At 58.6% G+C, this 26621-nt stretch carries 24 protein-coding genes, 2 tRNA genes and 2 rRNA genes; 12 read left to right on the top strand and 16 right to left on the bottom strand.

Features of this window, described 5'->3' with window-relative positions; genetic code table 11:
- Positions 1–24: 24 nt before the first annotated feature.
- The 4 genes from KW062_RS10010 to KW062_RS09995 form a co-directional block, all read right to left on the bottom strand.
- Positions 25–2921, bottom strand: a 23S ribosomal RNA gene (locus KW062_RS10010).
- Between the two features lie 237 nt (positions 2922–3158).
- Positions 3159–3234: transfer RNA gene (locus KW062_RS10005), tRNA-Ala, on the bottom strand.
- A gap of 29 nt (positions 3235–3263) precedes the next feature.
- Positions 3264–3340 (bottom strand) — tRNA-Ile (locus KW062_RS10000).
- An 83-nt stretch (positions 3341–3423) separates the two neighbouring features.
- Positions 3424–4959 (bottom strand): 16S ribosomal RNA (locus tag KW062_RS09995).
- The 16S and 23S rRNA genes sit together here with 2 tRNA genes alongside, the layout of an rRNA operon.
- Positions 4960–5666: 707 nt before the next feature.
- Between KW062_RS09995 and KW062_RS09990 the strand changes: the two genes are divergently transcribed.
- Positions 5667–5999, top strand: a complete 333-nt coding sequence (locus KW062_RS09990) for a hypothetical protein (protein ID WP_105755328.1) — start codon at positions 5667–5669, stop codon at positions 5997–5999.
- Positions 6000–6065: 66 nt separating this feature from the next.
- Here the strand turns inward: KW062_RS09990 and KW062_RS09985 are convergent, their stop codons facing one another.
- A complete protein-coding gene (locus KW062_RS09985; RefSeq protein WP_027618836.1) occupies positions 6066–7166 on the bottom strand; it encodes a DUF1615 domain-containing protein in 1101 nt (366 codons plus the stop codon).
- A gap of 185 nt (positions 7167–7351) precedes the next feature.
- Here KW062_RS09985 and KW062_RS09980 point away from each other — a divergent pair, with 185 nt between their 5' ends.
- Positions 7352–8881 carry an FAD-dependent oxidoreductase gene (locus KW062_RS09980; protein ID WP_105755329.1) on the top strand — a complete coding sequence of 510 codons (1530 nt, stop codon included), beginning with the start codon at positions 7352–7354 and terminating at the stop codon, positions 8879–8881.
- Positions 8882–8889: 8 nt separating this feature from the next.
- Here the strand turns inward: KW062_RS09980 and hemB are convergent, their stop codons facing one another.
- A complete protein-coding gene (gene hemB / locus KW062_RS09975; RefSeq protein ID WP_027618834.1) occupies positions 8890–9864 on the bottom strand; it encodes a porphobilinogen synthase in 975 nt (324 codons plus the stop codon).
- 170 nt (positions 9865–10034) lie between these two features.
- A complete protein-coding gene (locus KW062_RS09970; protein WP_105755330.1) occupies positions 10035–10736 on the bottom strand; it encodes a glutathione binding-like protein in 702 nt (233 codons plus the stop codon).
- 332 nt (positions 10737–11068) lie between these two features.
- Here KW062_RS09970 and KW062_RS09965 point away from each other — a divergent pair, with 332 nt between their 5' ends.
- Both KW062_RS09965 and KW062_RS09960 read left to right on the top strand, forming a co-directional pair.
- Positions 11069–11743, top strand: coding sequence for a hypothetical protein (locus tag KW062_RS09965; RefSeq protein ID WP_027618832.1), 675 nt, complete (start codon positions 11069–11071; stop codon positions 11741–11743).
- 184 nt (positions 11744–11927) lie between these two features.
- On the top strand, positions 11928–12155 hold the full coding sequence (locus KW062_RS09960) for a DUF6555 family protein (RefSeq protein ID WP_027618831.1): 228 nt from the start codon (positions 11928–11930) through the stop codon (positions 12153–12155).
- Positions 12156–12215: 60 nt separating this feature from the next.
- Here KW062_RS09960 and KW062_RS09955 read toward each other — a convergent pair whose 3' ends face one another.
- The 3 genes from KW062_RS09955 to KW062_RS09945 form a co-directional block, all read right to left on the bottom strand.
- Entirely contained in the window at positions 12216–12383 is a 168-nt protein-coding gene (locus tag KW062_RS09955; RefSeq protein ID WP_105755331.1) for a metallothionein, read from the bottom strand.
- Between the two features lie 112 nt (positions 12384–12495).
- A complete protein-coding gene (locus tag KW062_RS09950) occupies positions 12496–12948 on the bottom strand; it encodes a DMT family transporter (protein WP_027618829.1) in 453 nt (150 codons plus the stop codon).
- Positions 12949–12950: 2 nt separating this feature from the next.
- Positions 12951–13448, bottom strand: coding sequence for a DMT family transporter (locus tag KW062_RS09945; RefSeq protein ID WP_105755332.1), 498 nt, complete (start codon positions 13446–13448; stop codon positions 12951–12953).
- 114 nt (positions 13449–13562) lie between these two features.
- On the opposite strand from KW062_RS09945, the gene KW062_RS09940 reads away from it, so the two are divergent.
- Positions 13563–14498 (top strand): LysR family transcriptional regulator, encoded by a 936-nt coding sequence (locus KW062_RS09940; protein WP_027618827.1) that lies wholly within the window; start codon positions 13563–13565, stop codon positions 14496–14498.
- Between the two features lie 9 nt (positions 14499–14507).
- Here the strand turns inward: KW062_RS09940 and KW062_RS09935 are convergent, their stop codons facing one another.
- Complete coding sequence (locus KW062_RS09935; RefSeq protein ID WP_105755333.1) at positions 14508–15827, bottom strand: Nramp family divalent metal transporter; 1320 nt, start codon at positions 15825–15827, stop codon at positions 14508–14510.
- 102 nt (positions 15828–15929) lie between these two features.
- Here KW062_RS09935 and KW062_RS09930 point away from each other — a divergent pair, with 102 nt between their 5' ends.
- Both KW062_RS09930 and KW062_RS09925 read left to right on the top strand, forming a co-directional pair.
- Positions 15930–16718, top strand: a complete 789-nt coding sequence (locus KW062_RS09930) for a hypothetical protein (RefSeq protein ID WP_105755334.1) — start codon at positions 15930–15932, stop codon at positions 16716–16718.
- A gap of 95 nt (positions 16719–16813) precedes the next feature.
- The gene (locus tag KW062_RS09925; protein WP_027618824.1) at positions 16814–17410 is read left to right on the top strand and encodes a hypothetical protein; all 597 of its coding nucleotides are present in this window, start codon (positions 16814–16816) and stop codon (positions 17408–17410) included.
- A gap of 9 nt (positions 17411–17419) precedes the next feature.
- On the opposite strand, the gene KW062_RS09920 is transcribed toward KW062_RS09925, so the two are convergent.
- The 3 genes from KW062_RS09920 to KW062_RS09910 form a co-directional block, all read right to left on the bottom strand.
- Positions 17420–18136, bottom strand: coding sequence for an alpha/beta hydrolase (locus tag KW062_RS09920; RefSeq protein WP_027618823.1), 717 nt, complete (start codon positions 18134–18136; stop codon positions 17420–17422).
- 25 nt (positions 18137–18161) lie between these two features.
- Positions 18162–19274 carry a M14 family metallopeptidase gene (locus KW062_RS09915; protein ID WP_027618822.1) on the bottom strand — a complete coding sequence of 371 codons (1113 nt, stop codon included), beginning with the start codon at positions 19272–19274 and terminating at the stop codon, positions 18162–18164.
- Positions 19275–19373: 99 nt separating this feature from the next.
- Positions 19374–20153: an ABC transporter substrate-binding protein gene (locus KW062_RS09910; protein WP_027618821.1), complete on the bottom strand. Its 780-nt coding sequence runs from the start codon at positions 20151–20153 to the stop codon at positions 19374–19376.
- A gap of 256 nt (positions 20154–20409) precedes the next feature.
- Between KW062_RS09910 and KW062_RS09905 the strand changes: the two genes are divergently transcribed.
- Positions 20410–21063 (top strand): type 1 glutamine amidotransferase, encoded by a 654-nt coding sequence (locus KW062_RS09905; protein ID WP_105755335.1) that lies wholly within the window; start codon positions 20410–20412, stop codon positions 21061–21063.
- Between the two features lie 7 nt (positions 21064–21070).
- Here the strand turns inward: KW062_RS09905 and KW062_RS09900 are convergent, their stop codons facing one another.
- Entirely contained in the window at positions 21071–21505 is a 435-nt protein-coding gene (locus KW062_RS09900; RefSeq protein ID WP_105755336.1) for a rhodanese-like domain-containing protein, read from the bottom strand.
- Positions 21506–21604: 99 nt separating this feature from the next.
- On the opposite strand from KW062_RS09900, the gene ftrA reads away from it, so the two are divergent.
- Positions 21605–22576 (top strand): transcriptional regulator FtrA, encoded by a 972-nt coding sequence (gene ftrA, locus KW062_RS09895; RefSeq protein ID WP_105755337.1) that lies wholly within the window; start codon positions 21605–21607, stop codon positions 22574–22576.
- Between the two features lie 57 nt (positions 22577–22633).
- Here ftrA and KW062_RS09890 read toward each other — a convergent pair whose 3' ends face one another.
- Positions 22634–23863, bottom strand: coding sequence for an acyl-CoA dehydrogenase (locus tag KW062_RS09890; RefSeq protein WP_105755338.1), 1230 nt, complete (start codon positions 23861–23863; stop codon positions 22634–22636).
- A gap of 176 nt (positions 23864–24039) precedes the next feature.
- Here KW062_RS09890 and KW062_RS09885 point away from each other — a divergent pair, with 176 nt between their 5' ends.
- From KW062_RS09885 to KW062_RS09875, 3 genes are all read left to right on the top strand, one after another.
- A complete protein-coding gene (locus tag KW062_RS09885) occupies positions 24040–24969 on the top strand; it encodes a LysR family transcriptional regulator (protein WP_027618816.1) in 930 nt (309 codons plus the stop codon).
- A 118-nt stretch (positions 24970–25087) separates the two neighbouring features.
- On the top strand, positions 25088–25498 hold the full coding sequence (locus KW062_RS09880; protein ID WP_027618815.1) for a MerR family transcriptional regulator: 411 nt from the start codon (positions 25088–25090) through the stop codon (positions 25496–25498).
- A gap of 17 nt (positions 25499–25515) precedes the next feature.
- A complete protein-coding gene (locus KW062_RS09875) occupies positions 25516–26415 on the top strand; it encodes a hydroxymethylglutaryl-CoA lyase (RefSeq protein ID WP_027618814.1) in 900 nt (299 codons plus the stop codon).
- Positions 26416–26621 lie beyond the last annotated feature (206 nt).

The raw sequence follows: 26621 nt of genomic DNA, 5'->3' as shown, positions 1-26621 counted from the left end.
GTAGTCAAATTGCTTGGGTGTTATATGGTCAAGCCTCACGGGCAATTAGTATTGGTTAGCTCAACGCCTCACACAGCGCTTACACACCCAACCTATCAACGTCGTAGTCTTCGACGGCCCTTCAGGGAACTCAAGGTTCCAGTGAGATCTCATCTTGAGGCTAGTTTCCCGCTTAGATGCTTTCAGCGGTTATCTATTCCGAACATAGCTACCCGGCAATGCCACTGGCGTGACAACCGGAACACCAGAGGTTCGTCCACTCCGGTCCTCTCGTACTAGGAGCAGCCCCTCTCAAATCTCAAACGTCCACGGCAGATAGGGACCGAACTGTCTCACGACGTTCTAAACCCAGCTCGCGTACCACTTTAAATGGCGAACAGCCATACCCTTGGGACCGGCTTCAGCCCCAGGATGTGATGAGCCGACATCGAGGTGCCAAACACCGCCGTCGATATGAACTCTTGGGCGGTATCAGCCTGTTATCCCCGGAGTACCTTTTATCCGTTGAGCGATGGCCCTTCCATATACAGAACCACCGGATCACTAAGACCTACTTTCGTACCTGCTCGACGTGTCTGTCTCGCAGTCAAGCGCGCTTTTGCCTTTATACTCTACGACCGATTTCCGACCGGTCTGAGCGCACCTTCGTACTCCTCCGTTACTCTTTAGGAGGAGACCGCCCCAGTCAAACTACCCACCATACACTGTCCTCGATCCGGATAACGGACCTGAGTTAGAACCTCAAAGTTGCCAGGGTGGTATTTCAAGGATGGCTCCACGCAGACTGGCGTCCACGCTTCAAAGCCTCCCACCTATCCTACACAAGCAAATTCAAAGTCCAGTGCAAAGCTATAGTAAAGGTTCACGGGGTCTTTCCGTCTAGCCGCGGATACACTGCATCTTCACAGCGATTTCAATTTCACTGAGTCTCGGGTGGAGACAGCGCCGCCATCGTTACGCCATTCGTGCAGGTCGGAACTTACCCGACAAGGAATTTCGCTACCTTAGGACCGTTATAGTTACGGCCGCCGTTTACCGGGGCTTCGATCAAGAGCTTCGCGTTAGCTAACCCCATCAATTAACCTTCCGGCACCGGGCAGGCGTCACACCCTATACGTCCACTTTCGTGTTTGCAGAGTGCTGTGTTTTTAATAAACAGTCGCAGCGGCCTGGTATCTTCGACCGGCGTGGGCTTACGCAGCAAGTGCTTCACCCTCACCGGCGCACCTTCTCCCGAAGTTACGGTGCCATTTTGCCTAGTTCCTTCACCCGAGTTCTCTCAAGCGCCTTGGTATTCTCTACCCAACCACCTGTGTCGGTTTGGGGTACGGTTCCTGGTTACCTGAAGCTTAGAAGCTTTTCTTGGAAGCATGGCATCAACCACTTCGTCGTCTAAAGACAACTCGTCATCAGCTCTCGGCCTTAGAATCCCGGATTTACCTAAGATTCCAGCCTACCACCTTAAACTTGGACAACCAACGCCAAGCTGGCCTAGCCTTCTCCGTCCCTCCATCGCAATAACCAGAAGTACAGGAATATTAACCTGTTTTCCATCGACTACGCTTTTCAGCCTCGCCTTAGGGACCGACTAACCCTGCGTCGATTAACGTTGCGCAGGAAACCTTGGTCTTTCGGCGTGGGTGTTTTTCACACCCATTGTCGTTACTCATGTCAGCATTCGCACTTCTGATACCTCCAGCAAGCTTCTCAACTCACCTTCACAGGCTTACAGAACGCTCCTCTACCGCATCACCTAAGTGATACCCGTAGCTTCGGTGTATGGTTTGAGCCCCGTTACATCTTCCGCGCAGGCCGACTCGACTAGTGAGCTATTACGCTTTCTTTAAAGGGTGGCTGCTTCTAAGCCAACCTCCTAGCTGTCTAAGCCTTCCCACATCGTTTCCCACTTAACCATAACTTTGGGACCTTAGCTGACGGTCTGGGTTGTTTCCCTTTTCACGACGGACGTTAGCACCCGCCGTGTGTCTCCCATGCTCGGCACTTGTAGGTATTCGGAGTTTGCATCGGTTTGGTAAGTCGGGATGACCCCCTAGCCGAAACAGTGCTCTACCCCCTACAGTGATACATGAGGCGCTACCTAAATAGCTTTCGAGGAAACCAGCTATCTCCGAGCTTGATTAGCCTTTCACTCCGATCCACAGGTCATCCGCTAACTTTTCAACGGTAGTCGGTTCGGTCCTCCAGTTAGTGTTACCCAACCTTCAACCTGCCCATGGATAGATCGCCCGGTTTCGGGTCTATTCCCAGCGACTAGACGCCCTATTAAGACTCGCTTTCGCTACGCCTCCCCTATTCGGTTAAGCTCGCCACTGAAAATAAGTCGCTGACCCATTATACAAAAGGTACGCAGTCACCCAACAAAGTGGGCTCCCACTGCTTGTACGCATACGGTTTCAGGATCTATTTCACTCCCCTCTCCGGGGTTCTTTTCGCCTTTCCCTCACGGTACTAGTTCACTATCGGCAGTCAGTAGTATTTAGCCTTGGAGGATGGTCCCCCCATATTCAGACAAAGTTTCTCGTGCGTGCTCCGTCCTACTCGATTTCATGACTAAGAGATTTTCGCGTACAGGGCTATCACCCACTATGGCCGCACTTTCCAGAGCGTTCCGCTAATCTCAAAGCCACTTAAGGGCTAGTCCCCGTTCGCTCGCCACTACTAAGGGAATCTCGGTTGATTTCTTTTCCTCAGGGTACTTAGATGTTTCAGTTCCCCTGGTTCGCCTCTTGCACCTATGTATTCAGTACAAGATAACCATCTTATGATGGCTGGGTTCCCCCATTCAGACATCTCCGGATCAAAGTCTGTTTGCCGACTCCCCGAAGCTTTTCGCAGGCTACCACGTCTTTCATCGCCTCTGACTGCCAAGGCATCCACCGTATGCGCTTCTTCACTTGACCATATAACCCCAAGCAATCTGGTTATACTATGAAGACGACATTCGCCGAAAATTTGCATTTAGAACACAAATTTTACCTTAGCCTGATCCGTTACCAGTGAAAGTAACGTTCAGTCTATCTTTCTATCACATACCCAAATTTTTAAAGAACGATCTAATCAAAGACTAGAAATCAACATTCACACATCATCACCTCGATGGAATGCTCATTTCTAAGCTTTAAACAGTAGAAGCAGTATGGTGGAGCCAAGCGGGATCGAACCGCTGACCTCCTGCGTGCAAGGCAGGCGCTCTCCCAGCTGAGCTATGGCCCCGTATCGCTACAGGTCTTTCCACACAAAATTGGTGGGTCTGGGCAGATTCGAACTGCCGACCTCACCCTTATCAGGGGTGCGCTCTAACCAACTGAGCTACAGACCCAATTTCGGACTGTTTCTATCGTCTCTTCTTCAATGAATCAAGCAATTCGTGTGGGAGCTTATGCAGCAGCTGATGTCGTCGATTAAGGAGGTGATCAGCCGCAGGTTCCCCTACGGCTACCTTGTTACGACTTCACCCCAGTCATGAATCACACCGTGGTAACCGTCCTCCCGAAGGTTAGACTAGCTACTTCTGGTGCAACCCACTCCCATGGTGTGACGGGCGGTGTGTACAAGGCCCGGGAACGTATTCACCGCGACATTCTGATTCGCGATTACTAGCGATTCCGACTTCACGCAGTCGAGTTGCAGACTGCGATCCGGACTACGATCGGTTTTATGGGATTAGCTCCACCTCGCGGCTTGGCAACCCTTTGTACCGACCATTGTAGCACGTGTGTAGCCCAGGCCGTAAGGGCCATGATGACTTGACGTCATCCCCACCTTCCTCCGGTTTGTCACCGGCAGTCTCCTTAGAGTGCCCACCATTACGTGCTGGTAACTAAGGACAAGGGTTGCGCTCGTTACGGGACTTAACCCAACATCTCACGACACGAGCTGACGACAGCCATGCAGCACCTGTCTCAATGTTCCCGAAGGCACCAATCTATCTCTAGAAAGTTCATTGGATGTCAAGGCCTGGTAAGGTTCTTCGCGTTGCTTCGAATTAAACCACATGCTCCACCGCTTGTGCGGGCCCCCGTCAATTCATTTGAGTTTTAACCTTGCGGCCGTACTCCCCAGGCGGTCAACTTAATGCGTTAGCTGCGCCACTAAAATCTCAAGGATTCCAACGGCTAGTTGACATCGTTTACGGCGTGGACTACCAGGGTATCTAATCCTGTTTGCTCCCCACGCTTTCGCACCTCAGTGTCAGTATCAGTCCAGGTGGTCGCCTTCGCCACTGGTGTTCCTTCCTATATCTACGCATTTCACCGCTACACAGGAAATTCCACCACCCTCTACCATACTCTAGCTCGTCAGTTTTGAATGCAGTTCCCAGGTTGAGCCCGGGGCTTTCACATCCAACTTAACGAACCACCTACGCGCGCTTTACGCCCAGTAATTCCGATTAACGCTTGCACCCTCTGTATTACCGCGGCTGCTGGCACAGAGTTAGCCGGTGCTTATTCTGTCGGTAACGTCAAAATTGCAGAGTATTAATCTACAACCCTTCCTCCCAACTTAAAGTGCTTTACAATCCGAAGACCTTCTTCACACACGCGGCATGGCTGGATCAGGCTTTCGCCCATTGTCCAATATTCCCCACTGCTGCCTCCCGTAGGAGTCTGGACCGTGTCTCAGTTCCAGTGTGACTGATCATCCTCTCAGACCAGTTACGGATCGTCGCCTTGGTGAGCCATTACCTCACCAACTAGCTAATCCGACCTAGGCTCATCTGATAGCGCAAGGCCCGAAGGTCCCCTGCTTTCTCCCGTAGGACGTATGCGGTATTAGCGTCCGTTTCCGAACGTTATCCCCCACTACCAGGCAGATTCCTAGGCATTACTCACCCGTCCGCCGCTCTCAAGAGAAGCAAGCTTCTCTCTACCGCTCGACTTGCATGTGTTAGGCCTGCCGCCAGCGTTCAATCTGAGCCATGATCAAACTCTTCAGTTCAAACATCTTTGGGTTTTTAAGAAACCCTAAACTTGGCTCAGCAATCGTTGGTTACATCTTTGATTTCTCGCGGAGTAACTTGTGATGCTGATAATCTTGTTGACTATCAGTCTGACTGCACAAGCACCCACACGAATTGCTTGATTCAATTGTTAAAGAGCGGTTGGTTAAGATCTTTCGTCTCAACCGAGGCGCGCATTCTACAGCAGCCTCATTTGCTGTCAAGTGATTATTTTCAGAAGTTTTCAAGGAATCCTTAACAACTTCAACCACTTGCGCTTTCGATCTCTCGTCAGCGGGAGGCGAATTCTACAGCGTTACACGCTGCTGTCAACACCTCTTTTTCAACTTCCTTCGCGCTTCGATGACCTGAAACACTGACCGCCGAAAACTTCGTAACTCGTTGTTTACCAAGGAGTTTTCCGTTTCGACTGCGCCGGAAGTGGGGCGAATTATAGACACATGAAATCTGCCGTCAACTGCTAATTTGCTTTTTCTATCAGAACGCTGAAAACCGGCGGCCGGGAGCAATGCTACCTATATAGAAGAACACGCCCCTCCCCCTCTGCCATCACCGACGAAAGCTGCAACCCATTCACACCATCATTGCCGTCGATGTTCACCATCGACCCAATGAAGTTCTCTTAAAATTCGTGACGCGTAACATCTGCTCCATACCAACCCACAACACCCCGGAGCACACACTTATGAAACGCCAAATCATTCTCGGCCTCGCCTTCTCAGTACTCGCCGCTAACGTGTTTGCCGAAGGTGGTTCCGACCGTCTGCAACAGAACCGCGTCGCCGAAGGTGGCTCTGACCGTCTGCAACAACACCGCGTCGCTGAAGGTGGATCCGATCGCCTGCAACAGAACCGCGTCGCCGAAGGTGGCTCCGACCGCCTGCAACAGAACCGTGTCGCCGAAGGTGGCTCCGACCGCCTGCAACAGAACCGTGTCGCCGAAGGTGGATCCGATCGCCTGCAACAGAACCGCGTCGCCGAAGGTGGATCCGATCGCCTGACCCAGAACCATGCATGAATCGCTGGACCGAAGTACTCAACGAAAAAGCCCGGCTGATCAAGCCGGGCTTTTTTTCGCCTTGCGTTACCCCTCGCCGCTCCCCGCTCGCGCCATGCAGCGCTGATAGCGCTCATCAACCCGCTTGGCAAACCAGGCTGTGGTGAGTTTGCGGGTGATTTTGGGACTGTGCAGTTCAATACCCGGCAGTACAGCCCTGGGCAGCGATGATCCCTGAGCTTTGTCAGCCAACTCGAATACCTTCCTGTAAAGTTTGCTGTCCTCAAATGCCAGACTGTCACCCAACTCCAACTGCTCGCGAATAGTGCTATTGCGCATCCCCAGGCGCTTGCCCAATCCACGCGCCGCCAGCTCAGTCGAACCGGGCAGAAGCGAGCCATAACGAATCAAGTCGCCATCTAGCGCCAGCGATCCACCGGTTACACGATTAAGTGCCGCCTGAAACGCTGCATTTCGACTGGCGTACCAGCCGGCATTAAAGTCGGCAAAGCGGTACAGCGGCACCCGATAGCTCACGGGGTAGCCGAGCAGATGAGCGATGCCAAAGTACATACCTCCACGCCGGGTAAACACTTCCCGGCGAATAGAGCCATCCACCGGATACGGATAGTCACGTGCATGCTGTTCGGCAAAAGCGATGCTGACTTGCATTGGGCCGCCGGTATGCACCGGATTGAAACCGCCGAACAGGGTCTTGCCCATGGGCACCCGGCCAATGAAGTCATCAAAGATGGCGCTGAGCTCCTTTTCACTGCGCGCAGCGTTCAACCGGTTACTGTAGCTTTTGCCATTGGTCGAGCTCACCTCAAGGGCCGCGCGCACCAGAAAGCCGGGGATGTGCACCTTGGCAGCCCGTCGATCAATTTCATCCCTGGCAATTTTGCCCAGCCCCGGCACCTTCGGATCGGCTTGAAAAGTCGACTCCTGCTCGGTCACCGCCAGCACCGAACACAGGTTCTGCGTCGTGACCGGAATCGATTGCTTATCAAAAGCGGTATAGATGTCAGTGGCCCACCCTTCGCGGTCCTGGGTTTTGGCCGGCAACAGGGCTTCGATTTGCGCCTTGACTTGCGCCGGTTTCGGCGTTGCCTGACGTGTGCCCTGGCTGGCACAACCGGCCAACAGCGACAGCAGCAACAGACTGATGATCAATGGATTGAATGGCATGGCGTGGCTCAAGTGTCCTTTTGACGGGCCTGGCGAAGCGTGAACCTTAGCCTCGGCGTTCTGCCAGTGGAAAAGCAAGCGAGCGTGCTCTTCAATGAACAATGGTCTGCGGCTTTCTGACATTCGACCTTCTGCCGAGTTCGCCACGCCTGCATGCCCCATTACGTTAATAAGAGGGCGCCACGATGAACCGCAGCGATGTCCTGATTATCGGTGCGGGCCCAACTGGGCTGGTACTGGCGCTATGGCTGAGCAAACTGGGGATCCGCGTGCGCATCCTCGACAAAACCAGCGCACCGGGCACCACTTCCCGCGCCCTGGCGGTACAGGCCCGCACCCTTGAACTGTACAGGCAACTCGACCTCAGCCAGAGTGTGATCGACAACGGCCATAAAGTTCCGGCAGCGAACCTGTGGGTCAAGGGCAGGCCAGTCGCCCACCTGCCATTCGCGACCATCGGCCAAGACCTGACGCCTTACTCCTTCCTGGAAATATTCCCACAGGACCAACACGAACAACTGCTGATCGAGCGCCTGAGCCAGTTCGGTGTCGAAGTAGAGCGCAACACCGAACTGATCGGTTTCTCCGAGGGCGACGATGGCATCAGCGCACAACTGCGCCTGCCCGACGGTCAGGCACAAACCTGCCAGGCCTGCTACCTGGCCGGTTGTGACGGTGCCCGCTCCATCGTGCGCAAGACCCTCGACATCGATTTTCAGGGAGGCACCTATCAGCAGGTGTTCTACGTGGCCGATGTCGACGGAACCGGCCCGGCCTTCAACGGGGAACTGCATGTGGACCTCGATGAAGCGGATTTCCTCGCAGTCTTCCCCATGGCTGGCGAGGGCCACGCACGCTTGATCGGCTCGGTGCGCGATGAGCGCGCCGAACAGGCCGAGGCACTGCGTTTTGAAGACGTCAGCCAACGTGCCATCGAGCACATGCAGGTCGAGGTCACGCGCCTCAATTGGTTCTCCACCTACCGAGTGCATCACCGGGTCGCCGAAACATTTCGGCTCGGCCGGTCTTTCTTGCTCGGCGACGCCGCCCATGTGCACAGCCCGGTCGGTGGTCAGGGCATGAACACCGGGATTGGCGATGCGATCAATCTGGCCTGGAAGCTCGCGGCGGTGCTCAATGGCGGCGCCGGAAGTAGCTTGCTCGACAGTTATGAAGGCGAACGCATCGCCTTCGCCCGCAAACTGGTGGCCACCACCGACCGGGTGTTCAGTTTTGTCACCGCTGACGGACCGCTTGCAGATGTGATGCGCACGCGCGTGGCACCTTATCTGTTACCGAAAATGGTCGGCCTGGAGCGGGCGCGGGAATTTCTGTTTCGCACGGTCTCGCAGATCACCCTGAACTATCGGGGTATGGCGCTAAGTGTCGGCCATGCTGGCGCCGTTTTCGGTGGCGACCGCCTGCCCTGGGCGCAGGACACCGAACACGACAATTTTGCCAGCCTCGACAGCCTGAACTGGCAGGTGCATGTGTACGGCGACACCAGCGATGAAATGCGCGCCTGGTGCGCCGAGCATCACCTGGCGCTGCAGGTCTTCGCCTGGTTGCCGGTGCACGAGCAAGCGGGCCTGGCGCGCAACGGCTTTTATCTGTTGCGACCGGACACCTACGTGGCCATCGCCGACCTGTCCAGCGATCCGAAAGTCATCGAGCGCTACTTTCGCGATCACGGGATCAGGCCTTACCTCGGCTGAGCGTCGGATCAGATACCGCTCAGGGCCAGGTCCATCGCGAAATAGGTGAAGATCAGGTCCGCACCGGCGCGCTTGATTGCGCCCAGGCTTTCGCGCACCACCCGCTCCTCATCAATGGCCCCTGCCGCCGCGGCGAACTTGATCATCGCGTACTCGCCACTGACCTGATAAGCCGCCAGCGGCAGGCGCGAGGCTTCGCGGATATCGCGGATGATGTCCAGGTAAGCACCGGCGGGCTTGACCATCAGCGCGTCGGCCCCCTCCTGCTCGTCGAGCAACGACTCACGCACGGCTTCGCGGCGATTCATCGGGTTCATCTGGTAACTTTTGCGGTCGCCCTTGAGCGCACTGCCGCCCGCTTCCCGGAACGGACCATAGAGCGCCGAAGCGAACTTGGTCGAATAGGCCATGATCGAGGTCTGGCTGAAGCCGGCCTGATCCAGCGCCCGGCGAATCGCCTGGACCTGGCCATCCATGGCCGCAGAAGGCGCAATCACATCGGCGCCGGCGCGCGCGGCGGCCACCGCCTGCTTGCCCAGATTGATCAGGGTCGCATCGTTGTCGACTTCGCCACCGTGCAGCGTTCCGCAATGACCATGGTCGGTGTATTCACAAAAACAGGTATCGGACATGACGATCATTTCCGGCACCGCGTCCTTGCAGATCCGCGCCATGCGCGACACCAGGCCGTTCTCCTGCCAGGTGTCGCTGCCATGGCCATCCAGATGATGGGACACGCCGAAAGTCATTACCGACTTGATCCCCGCCCGCGCGTAACGCTCGATTTCCCCCGCCAGTTTCGACTCCGGGATCCGCCGCACGCCCGGCATGCTGGTAATGGGCACGAAGTCGTCGATTTCTTCCTCGACAAAGATCGGCAGCACCAGATCATTGAGGCTGAACTCGCTTTCCTGGAACAGGCTGCGCAGTTGCGGGGTGCGCCGCAGGCGACGAGGACGGGCTTCGGGGAACTGACTGGACATGGGAGGTTTCCTGACACAAATGAGCGACACAAGGCAGCGAGCTTATGCCCGCCAATGCTGAGGATTCAAATGCAGATCCGGCAACAGTTTATTGCGAATTCGGTAACAGTCTGTCGTTGTTGTTAAGGGCTGCGAAGAACCTTGCCACCGCAGGGTGGCAAGGTGCGCGATCAGGGCTTGGGGATTTCCAAGCCGCGAATTACCGCCGGACGGGCAAGGAAACGCTCCAACACGCGGGTCACGTTCGGGAAGTTATTGATCCCCACCAGGTCGCCGGCCTCGTAGAAGCCGATGAGGTTGCGCACCCACGGGAAGATCGCGATGTCGGCAATGGTATAGCGCTCGCCCATAATCCAATCGCGGCCCTGCAGGCGTTCATCGAGGACCTTCAACAGTCGCGCACTCTCGGCAACGTAACGGTCACGGGGACGCTTGTCCTCGTAGTCCTTGCCGGCGAACTTATTGAAGAAACCCAATTGCCCGAACATCGGGCCAATACCCCCCATCTGAAACATCAGCCACTGCAGCGTCTCGTAACGCGCCGCAGACTCCTGCGCCAGCAGTTGCCCGCTCTTGTCCGCCAGATAAATCAGGATGGCGCCGGACTCGAACAGCGCCAGCGGCTTGTCGTCAGGGCCATGGGGGTCGAGGATGGCCGGAATCTTGTTGTTCGGATTCAGCGAAAGGAATGCCGGTGACATCTGGTCATTGGTTTCAAAACTCACCCGATGCGGCTCATACGGCAAGCCGATTTCCTCGAGCATGATCGAGACTTTCACGCCGTTGGGTGTCGGCAGGGAATACAGTTGAATCCAGTCAGGAAACTGCGCTGGCCATTTTTCAGTAATCGGAAAAGCTGACAAATCGGTCATGATTCACATCCAGTGACAGTTTAACGGCTGACGTTTGGCCTTGCCCGGGGCACAGGGCCGACCTATAGCGCCGCTAGCTTATCGCCTGTGCGCCGAGGCCGGCATCTTAAATCAGAAACATTCTGTCGCTAACCTTCACCACGCACGCACGCCACCCCGGATAAAGTGCGCGCCCGCAGACGCCTATCGAACCAATGGCCGTCAATGGACTCTGAAGCCTGCGAGTTTGTAAGACTAATCGCCCAACGACATGGAAAACCATCCGAAGCCGGGAGCTTGCGGTGGAAAGGTTTGTCAGCCTTAACCTGAATGTGCTGAAGAACGATTACCCGATGAGAAACACACAAAAGTTGAGCCAACGCCTGAAGCAACGCGCTTTCGTGTTCTTCCCCGCCTTGTTGACAACCTGTGCCCTGCTCCTCTCCCTGGAGTCCAGCGAAAGCCGTGCGCAACCAGCCGACGGCACCCAGACCCTGGTGTTTCTGCGACATGCGGAAAAGCCCGCGGGCGGCCTGGGTCAACTCAATTGCCAGGGTCTGAACCGCGCCATCGACCTGGCGCAACTGCTACCGGAAAAGTTCGGCAAGGCTGATTTCGTGTTCGCCGCCAACCCGACCCGCAACGTCGAGGAAGGCGAATTCGATAACTCCTACAGCTACATCCGCCCACTGATGACCATCAGCCCCAGCGCTATCAAACTGGGATTGCCGGTGAACATCGAATTCTCGGCCAACGACACCAGTGAACTGGCCGACGAACTGCTCCACGACAAGTATCACAACTCGACCATCTATACCGCCTGGTCCCACGGCTACCTGCCGGAGTTGATCAACAAGGTGGCGCGCGAGGCGGTCGGCGGCAAACAGTCGATCACTGACGATTGGGAATCCGGCGACTTCGACTCGCTGTACGTCCTCACCCTGACCTGGCACAACGGCAAGGCCACCTTGCAGAGCCAGCACTACCGCCAGGGCCTGGACAACGGCGAACAGACCTGTCCGACCTGATCGCCTGTGACCAGGCGTCAGCGTCTGCGGGCAACAGGCTAGTATCCGCAATCTGTCGCGGCTGCCCTGTACCGGCACCTGAGCAAGTCCCTGCGCCCGCATCGAATTTGCCCGATCGGCAATTGGAATGAATTTTTCCCGCGAGGGGGAATCACTCTAGTACGACAGGGAGGAATAGCGGCACATGATCAACGCAAAATTATTCGTCATTGAATACACCCTTCACGGTGTGCCCAAGTCTTTCATTATCCGCCAGGAAAAGATGGACAACGCTGAGGCCTGGCACTGGGCCAGTTGTGACGCCGGGGTGGGGAGAATTGGCCGCTTCGGCCGGGAAAAAGTGAAGAAGACCAGCAAGCCGATGGCGGAAAAGTTCGGGATCGAAAACGTCACCTGGCGACCCGCTCAATGAGTCATGCCGTCGACTGAAACACGTGGAGCCGGATTGGCTCCACGCGCATTGGCAGTGTCCTCAAGCGTGAGCGCCCTTGGCACATTTGCAGCCCGCTGTGGTGCAGGCTTCGCCGTGCTCATGATGTTTGGCGCAGCCTTCACAGCAGTAATGTTTGCCATGTCGCACTACCGGGTGTTCACCCAGTTTGCAGTTGCAATCGCGGCAATCGCAGGTGTCCGTTTTCATCGGTATGACTCCATTGATGTGGTCGTCCGGAAACGGCGAGAGTGACGCCTCTGATACACAGACCACAGTCAACGGAGGTCGGTTGCAATGACGTGACTGGCGGTCCTGACAGTCAGTCAGCCTGGCGCACGCTGCTGCGGTACATGAAGACCAGGGCCAACGCCAGGCACACCATGGCCAGCATTCGACGGGTGGACAGCTCGATGGGTGGATTACCCAACCAGCCGAAATTGTCGATTAGCATGCCCATGCCCAGTTGGCCCAATATCACCGCAACCGTCGCCACGGCCGTTCCGACCCGGGGCACCGCGCCGACCATCACCAGCATGTAGACCACGCCGAACAAGGCGCCGCTCAACTGCCACTTGGGCACCTCGAGCAGACTCACGGCATGCGCCGGTTCAAAGAACAAGATCAACAGGGCCGTAACAATCGCACCCACCACAAAAGTCAGCAGACTGCTGCGCAAGACCCCCACCGCCTGGCCCAGACGACCATTGATTGCCGCCTGCACACTGAGTACTGCACCGGCGCCTACCACTAACAACAAAAGCAGCAAATTCATCCTTAACCCCACGCAATCAGAACAAGCGCTACGACAATCAACAGCAACGCGAGCCAGCGTTCGTGATTGACCGTCTTGCGTGCCGTACCGAACCAGCCGAAGTGATCTATCAGGACACTTTTGCACACTTGCCCGGCGAGGATCGCGATCATGGTCATGGCTATCCCGATCATTGGCGTGGCCAGGGTCAGCACCACCACATACACCGGTCCAAGAAGGCCGCCGATCAATTGCCAGCGCGGCAAGGTGTTGAGGGCCGGCCCAGGTTGCGGCCCGCTGAACAGCAACAGCAAAAACAGAAGGGCCGAGCCGACCCCGAAAATACTCAGGGTCGCCCACAAATGCCCGACTTGTGCCCCCAAGGGGCCGAGCAGCCCTGCTTCAACGGACAGCCCCATACCCGCGAGGATCACCAGCGGCAACAGTAACAACCGAGAGATCGGGCGCGAGACGGGCGTGACGGCGAGCGAGGTCGCCTCTGGGGAAACAGTCGATGACATGGAGTACCTGCACAGCAATCAAAAGAATGACGGCAAGTATCGGCTAGTGCAGCTTTGCGAAAAATGGGATTCTACTGACAACTCTTTTGCGTAAATCGCACAATAGGATTGTCCATGCAGGGTCTCGATCAACTGAGCTTCAAGGCACTCCGCCTGTTCATCGCAGTGCTGGATCACGGCAGTTTTTCCGAGGTAGCCCGTCGCGAAGGGCTCGCGCCTTCGTCGATCTCGCGACAAATCCAACTGATGGAACAGGCGCTCAGCCAGCAATTGATCTATCGCCACACCCGGGCTGTCACCCCGACTGAAGCAGGACGCCTGTTGGCCCATCATGCGCGATTGATGCTGGTGCAGGCAGAGGAAGCAGAACAGGCCTTGCAAGAACAGCAAAGCGAACCCAGCGGCCTGGTTCGCATCAACGCACCGGTGGTATTCGGTCACCTGCACCTGTCGCCGTGGATCGCCGAACTGCATCGACGCCATCCCAAGCTGCAACTGGATATCCAGCAAACCGACAGTTATGTCGACCCGCTCATGGCAGGCGCCGACCTGCTGTTTCGGATTGGCGCCCTGCACGATTCGAGCATGCAGGGCCGCGTGGTGGCGCCACAGCGATTTCATGTTGCGGCAAGCCCGGCCTACCTCGCCCGCCATGGCACGCCTGCCCAACCCCACGAGTTGCTCCAACATCAGTGCCTGGCCTACAAGGGCGATGCCGGCGTGCAGCGCTGGTTCTTCCGTCAAGGCCAGGATGATTGGGCCCCCTACTCGGTCCGGGGCCCGCTCACCGGCAACCATGCCGACACCCTGACCCAGGCCGCCGAACAGGGCATGGGCCTGGTGATGTTTCCTTCGTGGTTGATTGGCGAGGCGTTACGCCGGGGCACGCTGGTACAAGTGCTCAGTGACTTCCAGGTGTCCAACAGCCTGGAACCGCAACAGATTGCCATTCTCTGGCCAGGCAGCCGGCGCCTGTCGGTGAAGGTTCGCGCAGTGATCGACTTCTTTCTCGAACAGTTTGGCGCGGTGCCTTATTGGGACCGATCCTGACGCACGCCTTCACGCCAGCAACTGCAGGATCAACCAACTGTTGGCCGCGCTGATCACCACAAACAGTCCCCACACCAGCACCCGGGTCGGCAAGCGATTGACGAACGGTCCCATCAGTTGCTTGTCGCTGGTCATGCGGATCAACGGGTACAGGGCGAACGGCAGTTGCAGGCTGAGCACCACCTGACTCATCACCAACAATTTGCCGACAGCGCCATCACCCATCAGCCACACGCCGATGAACGCCGGGATCAGCGCCAGCCCACGGGTCAACAGGCGCCGTTGCCAGCAGGGAATCCGCAGGTTCAGGTAACCCTCCATAATCACCTGGCCGGCGATAGTGCCGGTAAAGGTCGAACTCTGCCCGGACGCCAACAGGGCGATGCCGAACAGCACGCTGGCAAAGGCCCCGCCCACCAGCGGATCGAGCATGCGATAGGCGTCCTGGATTTCCACCACGTCGCTATGGCCGCTTTGATGGAACGCTGCCGCGGCGAGAATCAGGATTGCCGAGTTGACCAGCAGCGCCAGGGCCAGCGAGCCGATGGTATCGATGCGCGCCAAGTTGATAGCATCTTGCTTGCTGGCCAAATCCTTGGCGAACAACCGGGTCTGCACGATAGAGGTGTGCAAGTACAGGTTATGGGGCATCACGGTGGCGCCGAGAATCCCAATCGCCAGGTACAGCGGCGCAGCCTCGCTGATCGCCGACAACGACGGCGTAAAGCCCCGGGCCACCTCCGGCCAGTAAGGCTTGATCAGTAACAGCTCGACAAAAAAACAGGCGCCGATGGTGCCGACCAGCACCAGCATGATCGCCTCCAAACGGCGAAAGCCGCGGTTCTGCAAGGCCAGTACCAGCAGGGTATCGAAGGCTGTCAGGGCGATGCCGACTGTCATCGAGCACCCCAGTAACAGGTGAAAGGCCAGGGCACAGCCAAGCACTTCGGCAAGGTCCGTGGCAATGATCGACACCTCCGCCAGCAGCCATTGCACCTTTGCCGTACGCGGGCTGTAGCGCTCGCGGGACAACTGCGCGAGGTCACGGCCAGTGGCGATACCCAGCCGCGAACACAGGCACTGCACCGCCATCCCCGCCAGGCTCGCCAGCAACACCACAAACAACAGGCTGTAGCCAAAGCGCGAGCCAGCCTCGATCGCCGTCGCCCAATTGCCCGGGTCCATGTAGCCGATGGACACCAGCAAGCCGGGGCCGGCAAAGGTTGCCGCCCGTTTCCAGAACGGTGCGTCGGCGTTGACCGGGACACTGCCGGCCACTTCTGGCGGGCAAAACGGAGCTGTCGCAGTCTTGGGCGGGCTGAATCTCACAGGGTATTCCGACAATGGCAGGCGATATCGAAGCTTAGTAGTTTCAAGGCCTGGGGCGAAGCCTTGTATGCTGGGTGACTGCCATCGAACAAGGAACGCTCCGTGCTGCTGTTAAAACTGCTGGTGATCCCCGCTTTCCTGCTGTTGATTTCCCTGGCCGGCAAGCGCTGGGGCCCGAGCGTCGCCGGCTGGCTGTCGGGACTGCCGGTGGTGGTCGGACCGATCTTGTTGTTCCTCGCCCTCGAACAAGGCCCGGCATTCGCCGCCCAATCGGCGGTTGCCGCGCTCTCGGCGATGTTCGCGATGATCACATTCTGCGTGGTCTATGCCCAGGCGGCCCAGCGTTACAACTGGCCAGCGGCGCTGCTGATCGCCTTGTCCGGCTGGAGCCTGGTCGCGGTCGTGCTGTCGCTGCTACCGGCATCGCTGGTGTTTTCCTGCATCGCCGCCGCCACCGCACTGCTGGCCGCGCCCTATCTGTTTCCAGCCGTTCAGCCCCTGGCTTCAGGCCCTGCGCCGAAGTCCGACAAGCTATTGCTGCGCATGCTCGCCGGGGCCTTGCTGACCCTGGCGGTCACCTTGCTGGCCAGTACCGTGGGCGAGCGCTGGAGTGGATTGCTGGCAGTGTTCCCGGTGCTTGGCAGTGTCATGGCGGTGTTCTCCCAGCAAACTCGAGGCCCGGCCTTCACCGCCGCCTTGCTGCGGGCCACGGCCACCGGCATGTACTCGTTCGCCGCTTTTTGCCTGACCCTCGCCCTGACCCTGCCGCGCTGGGGAGGCTGGGCGTTCGTCATGGGGGTGGCGGTATCGCTGTTGATGCTGCTGGTGACCAAGCGCATGGCGGCGCCCAAGCGTTCCGTCGCCGATCCCTGTCAGAAAGCCCAGCGCTAGCGACCTTGCGTCGTTATTTCCCACGTTCGCGCTGGAGTCATCGCACAGCCTCGTGGGATGATCGCCGGCACCGCGCGCATACCCCGGAGATAGTCATGTCACTGCTGAAAAAGCTCACCGTCCGCCACACCGCCACCGCCTTGTTCCTCTCGGCCCTCACCGTCCTCGGCAGCGCCAGCGTCCAGGCCGCCGACAAGACGACGAGCAAGACCGCACCCGCGCAGAAAGTCTCGGCACTGAGCAACAAATTCGCCTTCACCCTGCCTGCCGGCTTCATTGCCAACCCACTGCCCGGCGGCAACGCCAGTAACGGCACTTCCGGCGCCAAGGGCACCATGTACACCAATCAGCAAACTAAAACCGTGCTGATCATCGCCGAGAACACCTTGCCCGAAGGCCTCAACGTCAAGGACAACGACACGGTGTTCCTCGACGAATCGATCACCGGCTTCACAGCCCAGCAACGCGAAGCCTTGGCCAATTTCAACAAGCAGAGCGAGAAAAGCCTGACCGTCAAGGGCCTGGGCCTGCGTCAGGTCGACTTCACCGCCACCCAGGGCGGCGGCCCGACCCTCAACACCAGCCTGCTGGCCGGCTCCGGCACCCGGATGATGCTGATCCAGGTGATTTCCCGAGTTGATGACAAAGCCGGCCATGCCGCACTGGTCAACGCGATTCTCAGCGGGAAGTAAGCCCTCGGCTCAGCGATTGATCCGCAGTAACCAGGCGTTCAAGTCGCTGATCTCCCCTTCGCTGATGCTGTGACCGAGTCCCGGATAGGCATGAAACTGCGGCGCCAATCCCAGTTTGCGCAACAGGCTGTCCGCGTCGCTCCCATCGGCGAAAGGCAGGCGCTGGTCGTCCGTGCCGTGACCGATGAAAATGGCCAGCGCACCCAGCGCCTTGTCCGCCTTGAGCTGCGTACGCAACACTGGGAGCAACTTGCCACTCAATGCGGCAATGCCTCCCACGGCCGAAGGTTGGCGTAAAGCCACCTCGTAGGACATGATTGCCCCCTGACTGAAACCCACCAGGAACACCTTGTCAGCCGTGGTGTGATACTTATCCGCCGCCTTGGCAACAAAGTCGCCAATCAACGCAGCGCTGCTCCTCAAGTCATCGCTGTCACCGTCATAAGCCCCCTGGCCCTTGCGGTGAAACCACTGATAACTCCCCTCCTCCAAGGTTTGCGGCGCACGCACCGATAAATAGGTGTAGGACGCGGGCAAGCCATCCTTGATACCAAACAGATCGGCTTCGTTACTGCCGTAACCATGAAGGAAAATCACCAGCGGCTGATTACGCGAATCAGGTTGGGACTGCTCCAGGTAGTTCAACGGCAGATCGGTGTGTAGCAATGGCTCGGCCTGGACGATGGACGATCCCAGCATCAGTACGGCAGCTAATGTCTTGAGCATAGCGATACCTTCACGTTGAGATTGATTAATCGTTGGTCAATTTCCCCACCCGAATCACCTCGCGCCCTGCTACCTTGGCCTGCCAGATCCCGGGTTCGGTATAGCGCGAGCGGTCCAGTGCGAAGAGCACGCCGCTGGTGCCGGCGCGGACCACGGTGACGCGGTCGCTCAAGGGGTCGACCACTTCGAACAAGGGATCGCCCTGCTCAACCCATTCACCGGCTTCGCGCAGGAAACTCACCACGCCATGGTGCGGGGCGAACAGGTATTCGGTGCCGGCAAACGGCAGGCCTTCACAGCATTCAGTCGGCGCTTCTGGCCACTGGCCGTCGATCAGGCCCTGCTCGGCGAGAAAGCCCAGGATTGCTTCGCAGTTCGCCTGGGCCTGTTCGATCCGGGTATCACCCATGCTCCCCAGCTCCAGGGTGGTTGCCAGGTTGGCCGGCGGAATTGCCGCTTCGGGGAAAACCTTGGCCAAGCGCAACCAAGGCGACGAGCAGGACTCGTCGAACGAGCTGCCGCCCGAGTCCTCGCAAAGCAACGCCACGCCGGCTTTCAAGCGCGCCGCCAGCGACTGCCACTGCGGCCAGTGCTGGGGCAGCGCATACAAGTGGATGGCCGCCTCGAAATCGCAATGCAGGTCGAGGGTGATCTCGGCGTCGCAGGCATGGCGCAGCAGCAAGCGGTGCAGTGCCTCAAGTTGCGAAGTCGGCGCGGGAAGTTGATCGAGTACCTGGCCCATGGCCTGGCGAATCAAGGCGACGTTGGCCTCGGCATCGGCGCCCAACTGCGCACCGATCAATTCGGCGACCGGTGCGCTGAGCTCATGGAACGCGCGGTTGAAGTTCTTGCCGCTGCCCAGTTCGAAACGCCCCATGTGCGCACTTTGCAGGTGCTGGTCGAGGCCGATCGGGTTGGCCACCGGCACCAGTTCAATCACGCCCTTGAGCTGGCCTTGGGCTTCGAGGTCGGCAAGGCGCTTTTTCAGTTCCCAGGCGGTGCGCATGCCGGGCAATTCATCGGCGTGCAGGCTGGCCTGGATATAGACCTTGCGCGGGCCGCTGCCAAAGCGGAATACGCTGAGGCTGCGTTCGCTGCCCAGGTGACTCCAGGGCAATCGATGGTCGATACGTTGCATGCTGCTCTCCTGCGAAAAAATTGGACCGCCGGACTCGATCATCCAGCCATAAAAAAAGTGGCGCCCGAGTCAACGGACGCCACTTTTTCAACCGCGAACTTACTGACCGTAAACGTCGAAGTCGAAGTACTTGTCCTGCACTTGCTTGTACTTACCGTTGGCGCGGATTTCGGTAATTGCCGTATTGAACTTGTCTGCCAGTTCCTTATCGCCTTTACGCACCGCGATGCCGGCACCGCCGCCGAAGTACTTGGCGTCTTCGTAAGTCGGGCCGACGAATTCGAAGCCCTTGCCGGCGTCGGTTTTCAGGAAGCCGTCGCTCAGGTTGACCGCGTCGGCCAGTGTCGCGTCGATGCGACCGGCGACCATGTCCAGGTTGGCTTCCTGCTGCGAGCCGTAACGTACAAGGTTAATACCGGCCGGTGCCAGCACTTCAGTAGCGTAGCGGTCATGGGTACTGGCGCGCAGGACCCCGACTTTCTTGCCCTTGAGCTCGGTCAACGGGTCTTTGACACCGCTGCCTGCCTTCATCACGAAGCGCGCCGGGGTGTGGTAGTACTTGATGGTGAAATCGACGTTTTTCTTGCGATCGTCGGTGATGGTCATGGACGACAGAATCGCGTCGATTTTCTTGACCTTCAGGGCTGGAATCAGACCGTCGAATTCTTGTTCGACCCAGGTACATTTGACCTTCATCTGTTCACACAGCGCGTCGCCGATGTCCACGTCGAAACCGGTCAGCTTGCCGTCAGGGGTTTTCATCGAGAACGGTGGGTAACCCGCTTCGATACCGATACGGATCGGCTTGGCATCATCGGCCACGGCCGAGAAAGACAATACGGACAGCGCGAGGGCGCCGAACATCGCTAGCTTCTTCATCTATAACTCCTGTGTGCGGAGACTCTTGTTGGCAACATTCGACGGTAGCTTGTGGCTAGTATTTATCGAAGTGGCCGGCAGTCTAGAGCCGCACCGCGCCAGCGAATTATGTCTACGCGACAATTACTTATAGAAAAGTCACTAAGCTATTACTGCACATGAGCCCACGCGCCAGGACGGTGCAAAGCCCTGCAGAATCAGCGCCCGTTGCTACTGATTGCCACCTTTGCGAACTGAAATTGCCTGGAGAGCCGCCATGCCTGAATCGTCGACCTGGTTGAACCTGATCCAGCATCATCCCGCCGAAGGGCCGGGGACTATCGACGACTGGGCCGAGTCCCGCGGCCTGACCCTGAGGATATTTCGCGCCGACCTGGGCCAATTGCCCGAGGTCAGTGCCGCACCGGTGATTATCCTCGGTGGCCCTTATGAATCGAATGCCGGGCCGCAGTGGCTGGCGCAGGAGCGCAAGTGGCTGGCGGCCAGCGTGGACCTCGGTGCACCGGTGTTTGCCATCTGCCTGGGTGCGCAATTGCTGGCCCTGAGCCTGGGCGGCAGCGTGCAGCGCATGCACGAAAGCGAAACCGGCTGGACCACCGTGACCTTCGCCGATGGCCGCAGCTTGCAGGTACTGGAATGGCACGAAGATGCTATCAACCTGCCGCCGGATGCATTGTTGCAGGCCAGCAGTGCGCACTGCCTGCAGCAAATGTATGACGTCGGCCCGACTCGCGTCGGCGTGCAGTTCCATCCGGAATGGAATGCAGCGTCGGTGGCGCTGCTCAACGCGCACTTTGGTGACGAATCGCCGCTGCCCCGCGATCAGGACGACAGCGCCGCCCACCGCCTGGTGTACGACTGGCTGCAGAAGACACTGGATAAGTGGCGCCGGTCCTACACCAGCACCTGAAGGGTCCTCAGCATTCGCACGCCATTGCCGCCGTGGCCGTTGGCATCACGCCCTGACTCAACGTGAACCCCTCATCCAGCCAGCCGGTGACACCGCCGATCATTTCCTTGACCGGATACTCCAGTGCCGCCAGCTTGACCGCGGCCTTGTTCGCGCCATTGCAGTGCGGTCCCGCGCAATACACCACGAACAGGGTGTGCTTCGGGTACGCCGCCAGCGCTGTCGCCGTGATCAGGCGCCCTGGAATATTGATTGCACCGGGCAGGTGGCCGCGCTCGTAAGCCAGCGGCCCGCGCACATCCACCAGGACAAAATCCACCTCCCCCGCCTCCTGACTACTGAAGACGTCGGAACAGTCGGTTTCAAAGCTGAGGCGACTGCTGAAATGCATCAAGGCAACAGCGGACGATGCAGCAGGTGTCGAGCGAACCAGGCTGGGCATGGCGATTCTCCAGATCAATGTGGGTGTGAGGCCACTGTATCGAAGGGCCGCAAAGCGCTACAGTGGCGTACCAGACACTCACCGGGAACTTTCCGCCAAATGCACAACCTGCCCGGCACCGTTGCCATCCTGGCGTACGATGGCCTCTGCACCTTTGAATTCGGGATCGCCGTGGAAATCTTCGGCCTGGCGCGGCCGGAGTTCGATTTTCCCTGGTATCAGCACTGCATTGCCGCCATCGACCCTGGCCCGATGCGCGCGACCGGGGGCATTCAGGTGCTGGCCGACGGCGGCATGGAACTGCTGGAAAACGCTCGCACCATCATCATTCCCGGCTGGCGCAGTCGTCACGAGCCGGTGCCGCCAGCCTTGCTTCTGGCTCTTCGCCAGGCCCATGCGCGTGGGGCACGCTTGCTGTCGATCTGCTCCGGGGTCTTCGTTCTGGCCGCCACCGGCTTGCTCGACGGTTTGCGGGCGACCACCCACTGGCGCTACACCGATGAATTGGCCGAACGCTTCCCGAATATCCTGGTGGATCCCGAGGTGCTGTATGTCGATGCCGGCCAGTTGATCACCTCGGCCGGCAGCGCCGCCGGCATCGATGCCTGCCTGCACCTGGTGGCGCGGGACTTTGGCACCCAGGTGGCCAATTCGGTGGCACGGCGCCTGGTGATGTCGCCGCAACGCAGCGGCGGCCAGGCGCAATTTATCCCGGCCCCGGTCAGCCGCACCCCGCGCAGCGATCTGTCGCGGGTCATGCAATGGGCTCGAGAACGTCTGCACGAACCACTGCAAGTGCGTGACCTGGCGAGCCAGGCGGCGATGAGCGAGCGCACCTTCCTGCGCCGGTTCAGCGAAGCCACCGGTGCTTCACCGAAATCCTGGTTGCAGCAACAACGCCTGGCCCGCGCCCGGGAACTGCTGGAGAGCAGCCGCCACAGCAGCGAAAGCATCGCCGAACAATGCGGTTATCGATCCGTGGAGAGTTTTCGGGTGGCGTTTCGCACCGTGGTCGGCTTGCCGCCGTCGGTGTATCGCGAGCGCTTCGGCCGCGAGCTTTGCGCGGACTGAAAACGCCAACACCCGCCAGCGCTACGAACGCGGGCGGGTGTTGGCAGAGGGTGCAGGTTAGCGGTCGCTACGCAGCATTTCCTTGGGCACGTACTTGCCGATCTCAAACTTGCCGATCGCCGCGCGGTGCACCTCGTCCGGACCATCGGCCAAACGCAAGGTACGCTGCATGGCGTACATGTAGGCCAGCGGGAAATCGTTGGACACCCCGGCGCCACCGTGGATCTGAATCGCCCGGTCGATCACCCGCAATGCCACATTCGGGGCGACCACCTTGATCTGCGCAATCTCGCTTTTCGCCACCTTGTTACCCACGGTGTCCATCATATAAGCGGCCTTGAGAGTCAGCAGGCGCGCCATGTCGATTTCCATCCGCGAGTCGGCAATCTTGTCGACGTTCCCACCCAGGCGGGCCAGCGGCTTGCCGAACGCGGTGCGATTGACCGCACGCTTGCACATCAACTCCAGGGCACGTTCGGCCATGCCAATCGAACGCATGCAGTGGTGAATGCGGCCCGGGCCGAGGCGACCCTGAGCAATTTCAAAGCCCCGGCCTTCGCCCAATAGAACGTTTTCATAGGGCACGCGGACGTTATCGAACAAGACTTCGGCATGACCATGGGGCGCATCGTCGTAGCCGAACACCGGCAATGGACGCAGAATTTTTACCCCAGGGGTGTCCACTGGCACCAGGATCATCGAGTGCTGGGCATGCCGTGGCGCATCCGGGTTACTCAGGCCCATGAAGATCAGGATCTTGCAACGCGGGTCGCAGGCACCGGAGGTCCACCATTTTTTGCCGTTGATCACCCACTCATCGCCATCGCGCACGGCACGGGCCGCCATGTTGGTGGCGTCCGACGAGGCTACGTCCGGTTCGGTCATGGCAAACGCCGAACGGATCTCGCCGCGCAGCAGGGGTTCGAGCCAGCGCTGTTTCTGCTCTTCATTGGCGTAACGCACCAGCACTTCCATGTTGCCGGTGTCCGGCGCCGAACAGTTGAATGGCTCGGGGCCGAGCAGGGAGCGGCCCATGATTTCCGCCAGCGGTGCGTATTCCAGGTTGGTCAGGCCCGCCCCCAGTTCCGACTCTGGCAGGAACAGGTTCCACAAGCCTTCCGCCTTGGCCTTGCGCTTGAGCTCTTCCATGATCGCAGTGGGCTGCCAGCGATCGCCTTCGGCGACCTGGCGTTCAAACACCGCTTCGGCTGGATAAACGTACGCATCCATGAACGCGGTGACGCGTTCACGCAGTTCCTGAACCTTGGGCGAATAAGCGAAATCCATGGGCAGTTACCTTTTTTGACCAGGTGGTGAAGTCGTTATGGAGGGCATGAATCGATGCTAGATCAGCTACGAAAATTTACCTAGCCTATTCTCGGCGTGTATTAACATTCATCACCGATATATGATCGACTTATCGAGCCACCTGCTCCCATAACAAAAGCCAAGAGCGAAATGCCATGAATCTAAGCAAGGTCGACCTCAACCTGTTCATCGTTTTCGACGCCATCTATACCGAAGCCAACCTGACCCGCGCCGGGCAGATTGTCGGCATTACCCAGCCGGCGGTATCCAACGCTCTGGCCCGCCTGCGCGAGACTTTCAACGACCCGCTGTTCGTGCGCACCGCCCAGGGCATGGTGCCGACGCCGATGGCGCAAAACATCATCGGCCCGGTGCGCAACGCCTTGTCGCTGCTGCGGGTGTCGGTGCAGGAAAGTCGCATCTTCAACCCGCAACAGGCGGTCAAGACCTACCGCATCAGCATGACCGACCTCACCGAGGCAGTGATCCTGCCACCGCTGTTCCAGCGCCTGCGTCGCCTCGCCCCGACGGTGATCATCGAGAGTTTCCTGTCCAAGCGCCGCGAAACCACCAAGGAACTGGCTGCCGGACGCCTCGACTTCGCCGTCGATGCGCCGCTCAATACCGACCCGCAAGTGCGTCACGTCAAGTTGATGGAAGACCATTACGTGTGCGCCATGCGCAAGGGCCATCCAATGGCGGGCAAGGAAAAGTTCAGCCTCGATGATTACCTGGGATTGACCCATATCCATATTTCCAGCCGCCGCAGCGGGCTGGGTCATGTCGACCTGGCGTTGGGCAAAATGGGCATCCAGCGCAAGATCGCCCTGCGCTCCCAGCATTACCTGATGGCCTCCCAGGTGCTGCAGCAAACCGATATGGTCATGACCGTGCCGGCCCGCTTCGCCCGCCGCCACGAACTGCATTCGTTCCCGCTGCCAGTGAAGGACGTACCGCCGGTGGCGACCCACCTGTATTGGCACGAAAGCACCGACCAGGACCCGGCCAACCGCTGGATGCGCGAGCAGATGATCGAACTGTGCCAGCAAGTCACCGCCCATGAGAAACAGCTGGATAAGGTGTAGGAACGGTGCAGTGAATCCTGTAGCAGCGCTGCGCTTGAGCGATCAACCGCAACGCTGCTTGACGTTTACGTCAACCTGACATTAGCTTAGCGCCATGACCCCACTCTCGAGCGCGCCCATGAGCAGCCAGACCTACAGCATTTCCGACCTCGCCCGCGAGCTCGACATCACCACCCGTGCCATTCGCTTCTATGAAGAGCAAGGCCTGCTCAGTCCCGAGCGTCGCGGGCAGGAGCGGATCTATTCGCCACGGGACAAAGTCAGCCTGAAACTGATTCTGCGTGGCAAGCGTATCGGCTTCTCCCTGGCCGAATGCCGCGAACTGATCGAACTCTACGACCCTTCCAGCGGTAATACCAAGCAATTGCACAGCATGCTGGCCAAAATCACCGAGCGTCGCGAGCAGCTTGAACAACAGTTGCTGGACATCGAGCAGATGAAGCTGGAACTCGACACTGCCGAAGAGCGCTGTGTCCAGGCGCTGGAACAGACCCTCAAGAGCCAACAGGCCGCACAGTCACACTCCTAACCGCAGGTGAACCTGATATGTCCCTCCCCTCCCATGTACGCCTGATTGAAGTCGGCCCGCGCGACGGCCTGCAGAACGAAGCCCAGCCCATCAGCGTCGCCGACAAAGTGCAACTGGTCGATGCCCTGAGCGCCGCCGGCCTGGGCTACATCGAAGTCGGCAGCTTCGTTTCGCCGAAATGGGTGCCGCAGATGGCCGGTTCCGCCGAGGTCTTCGCGCAAATCCAGCGCAAGGCCGGCGTTACCTATGGCGCGTTGGCGCCCAATCTGCGTGGCTTCGAAGACGCGATCGCGGCCGGAGTCAAGGAAGTCGCGGTGTTCGCCGCCGCCTCCGAAGCGTTCTCCCAACGCAACATCAACTGCTCGATCAGTGAAAGCCTGCAGCGCTTCGAGCCGATCATGCAGGCCGCCCGGGAACAGGGTGTTACGGTGCGCGGTTATGTGTCCTGCGTGCTGGGCTGCCCATACGAGGGCGATGTGACACCGGAGCAAGTGGCCATGGTCGCTCGCGAATTGTTTGCGATGGGCTGCTACGAAGTATCGCTGGGGGACACCATCGGCACCGGCACCGCTGGCGCTACCCGTAAAATGTTCGATGTAGTGAGCAAGGATGTGCCACGGGACAAGCTTGCCGGGCACTTCCACGACACCTACGGCCAGGCCATGGCCAATATCTACGCCAGTCTGCTGGAAGGCATCGCGGTGTTTGACAGCTCGATTGCCGGACTCGGCGGCTGCCCTTACGCCAAGGGCGCCAGCGGTAACGTGGCCACCGAAGACGTGTTGTACCTGCTCAATGGCCTGGGCATCGAAACCGGGGTCGACATGGACCGTCTGCTGCTGGCCGGCCAGCAGATTTCCAACGTCCTGGGGCGCGCGACCGGTTCGCGCGTGGCCAAGGCCCGCAGCGCACACTGAATGTGTCGGGGGTGTTACCTCACCCCCGCACAAACGAGTAACACGGAAACAAACTGCGCCAAATCTCTCCGTGATTTTTTTCTTAAAAATGTTAAACCATTGATTTTAAAGGCTTTTAAAAAGTTGGCACGGCATCTGCTTTATCTATCGCACAACAAGAATAAAAAAATTGCGGTAACCCTAATAAAAACAAGACGTAACGACTC

Source organism: Pseudomonas fluorescens (genome assembly GCF_019212185.1).
Classification (GTDB): Bacteria; Pseudomonadota; Gammaproteobacteria; order Pseudomonadales; family Pseudomonadaceae; genus Aquipseudomonas.
The sequence above is the reverse complement of the archived record's forward strand: the minus strand, read 5'-3'. Positions and strand labels throughout refer to the sequence as shown.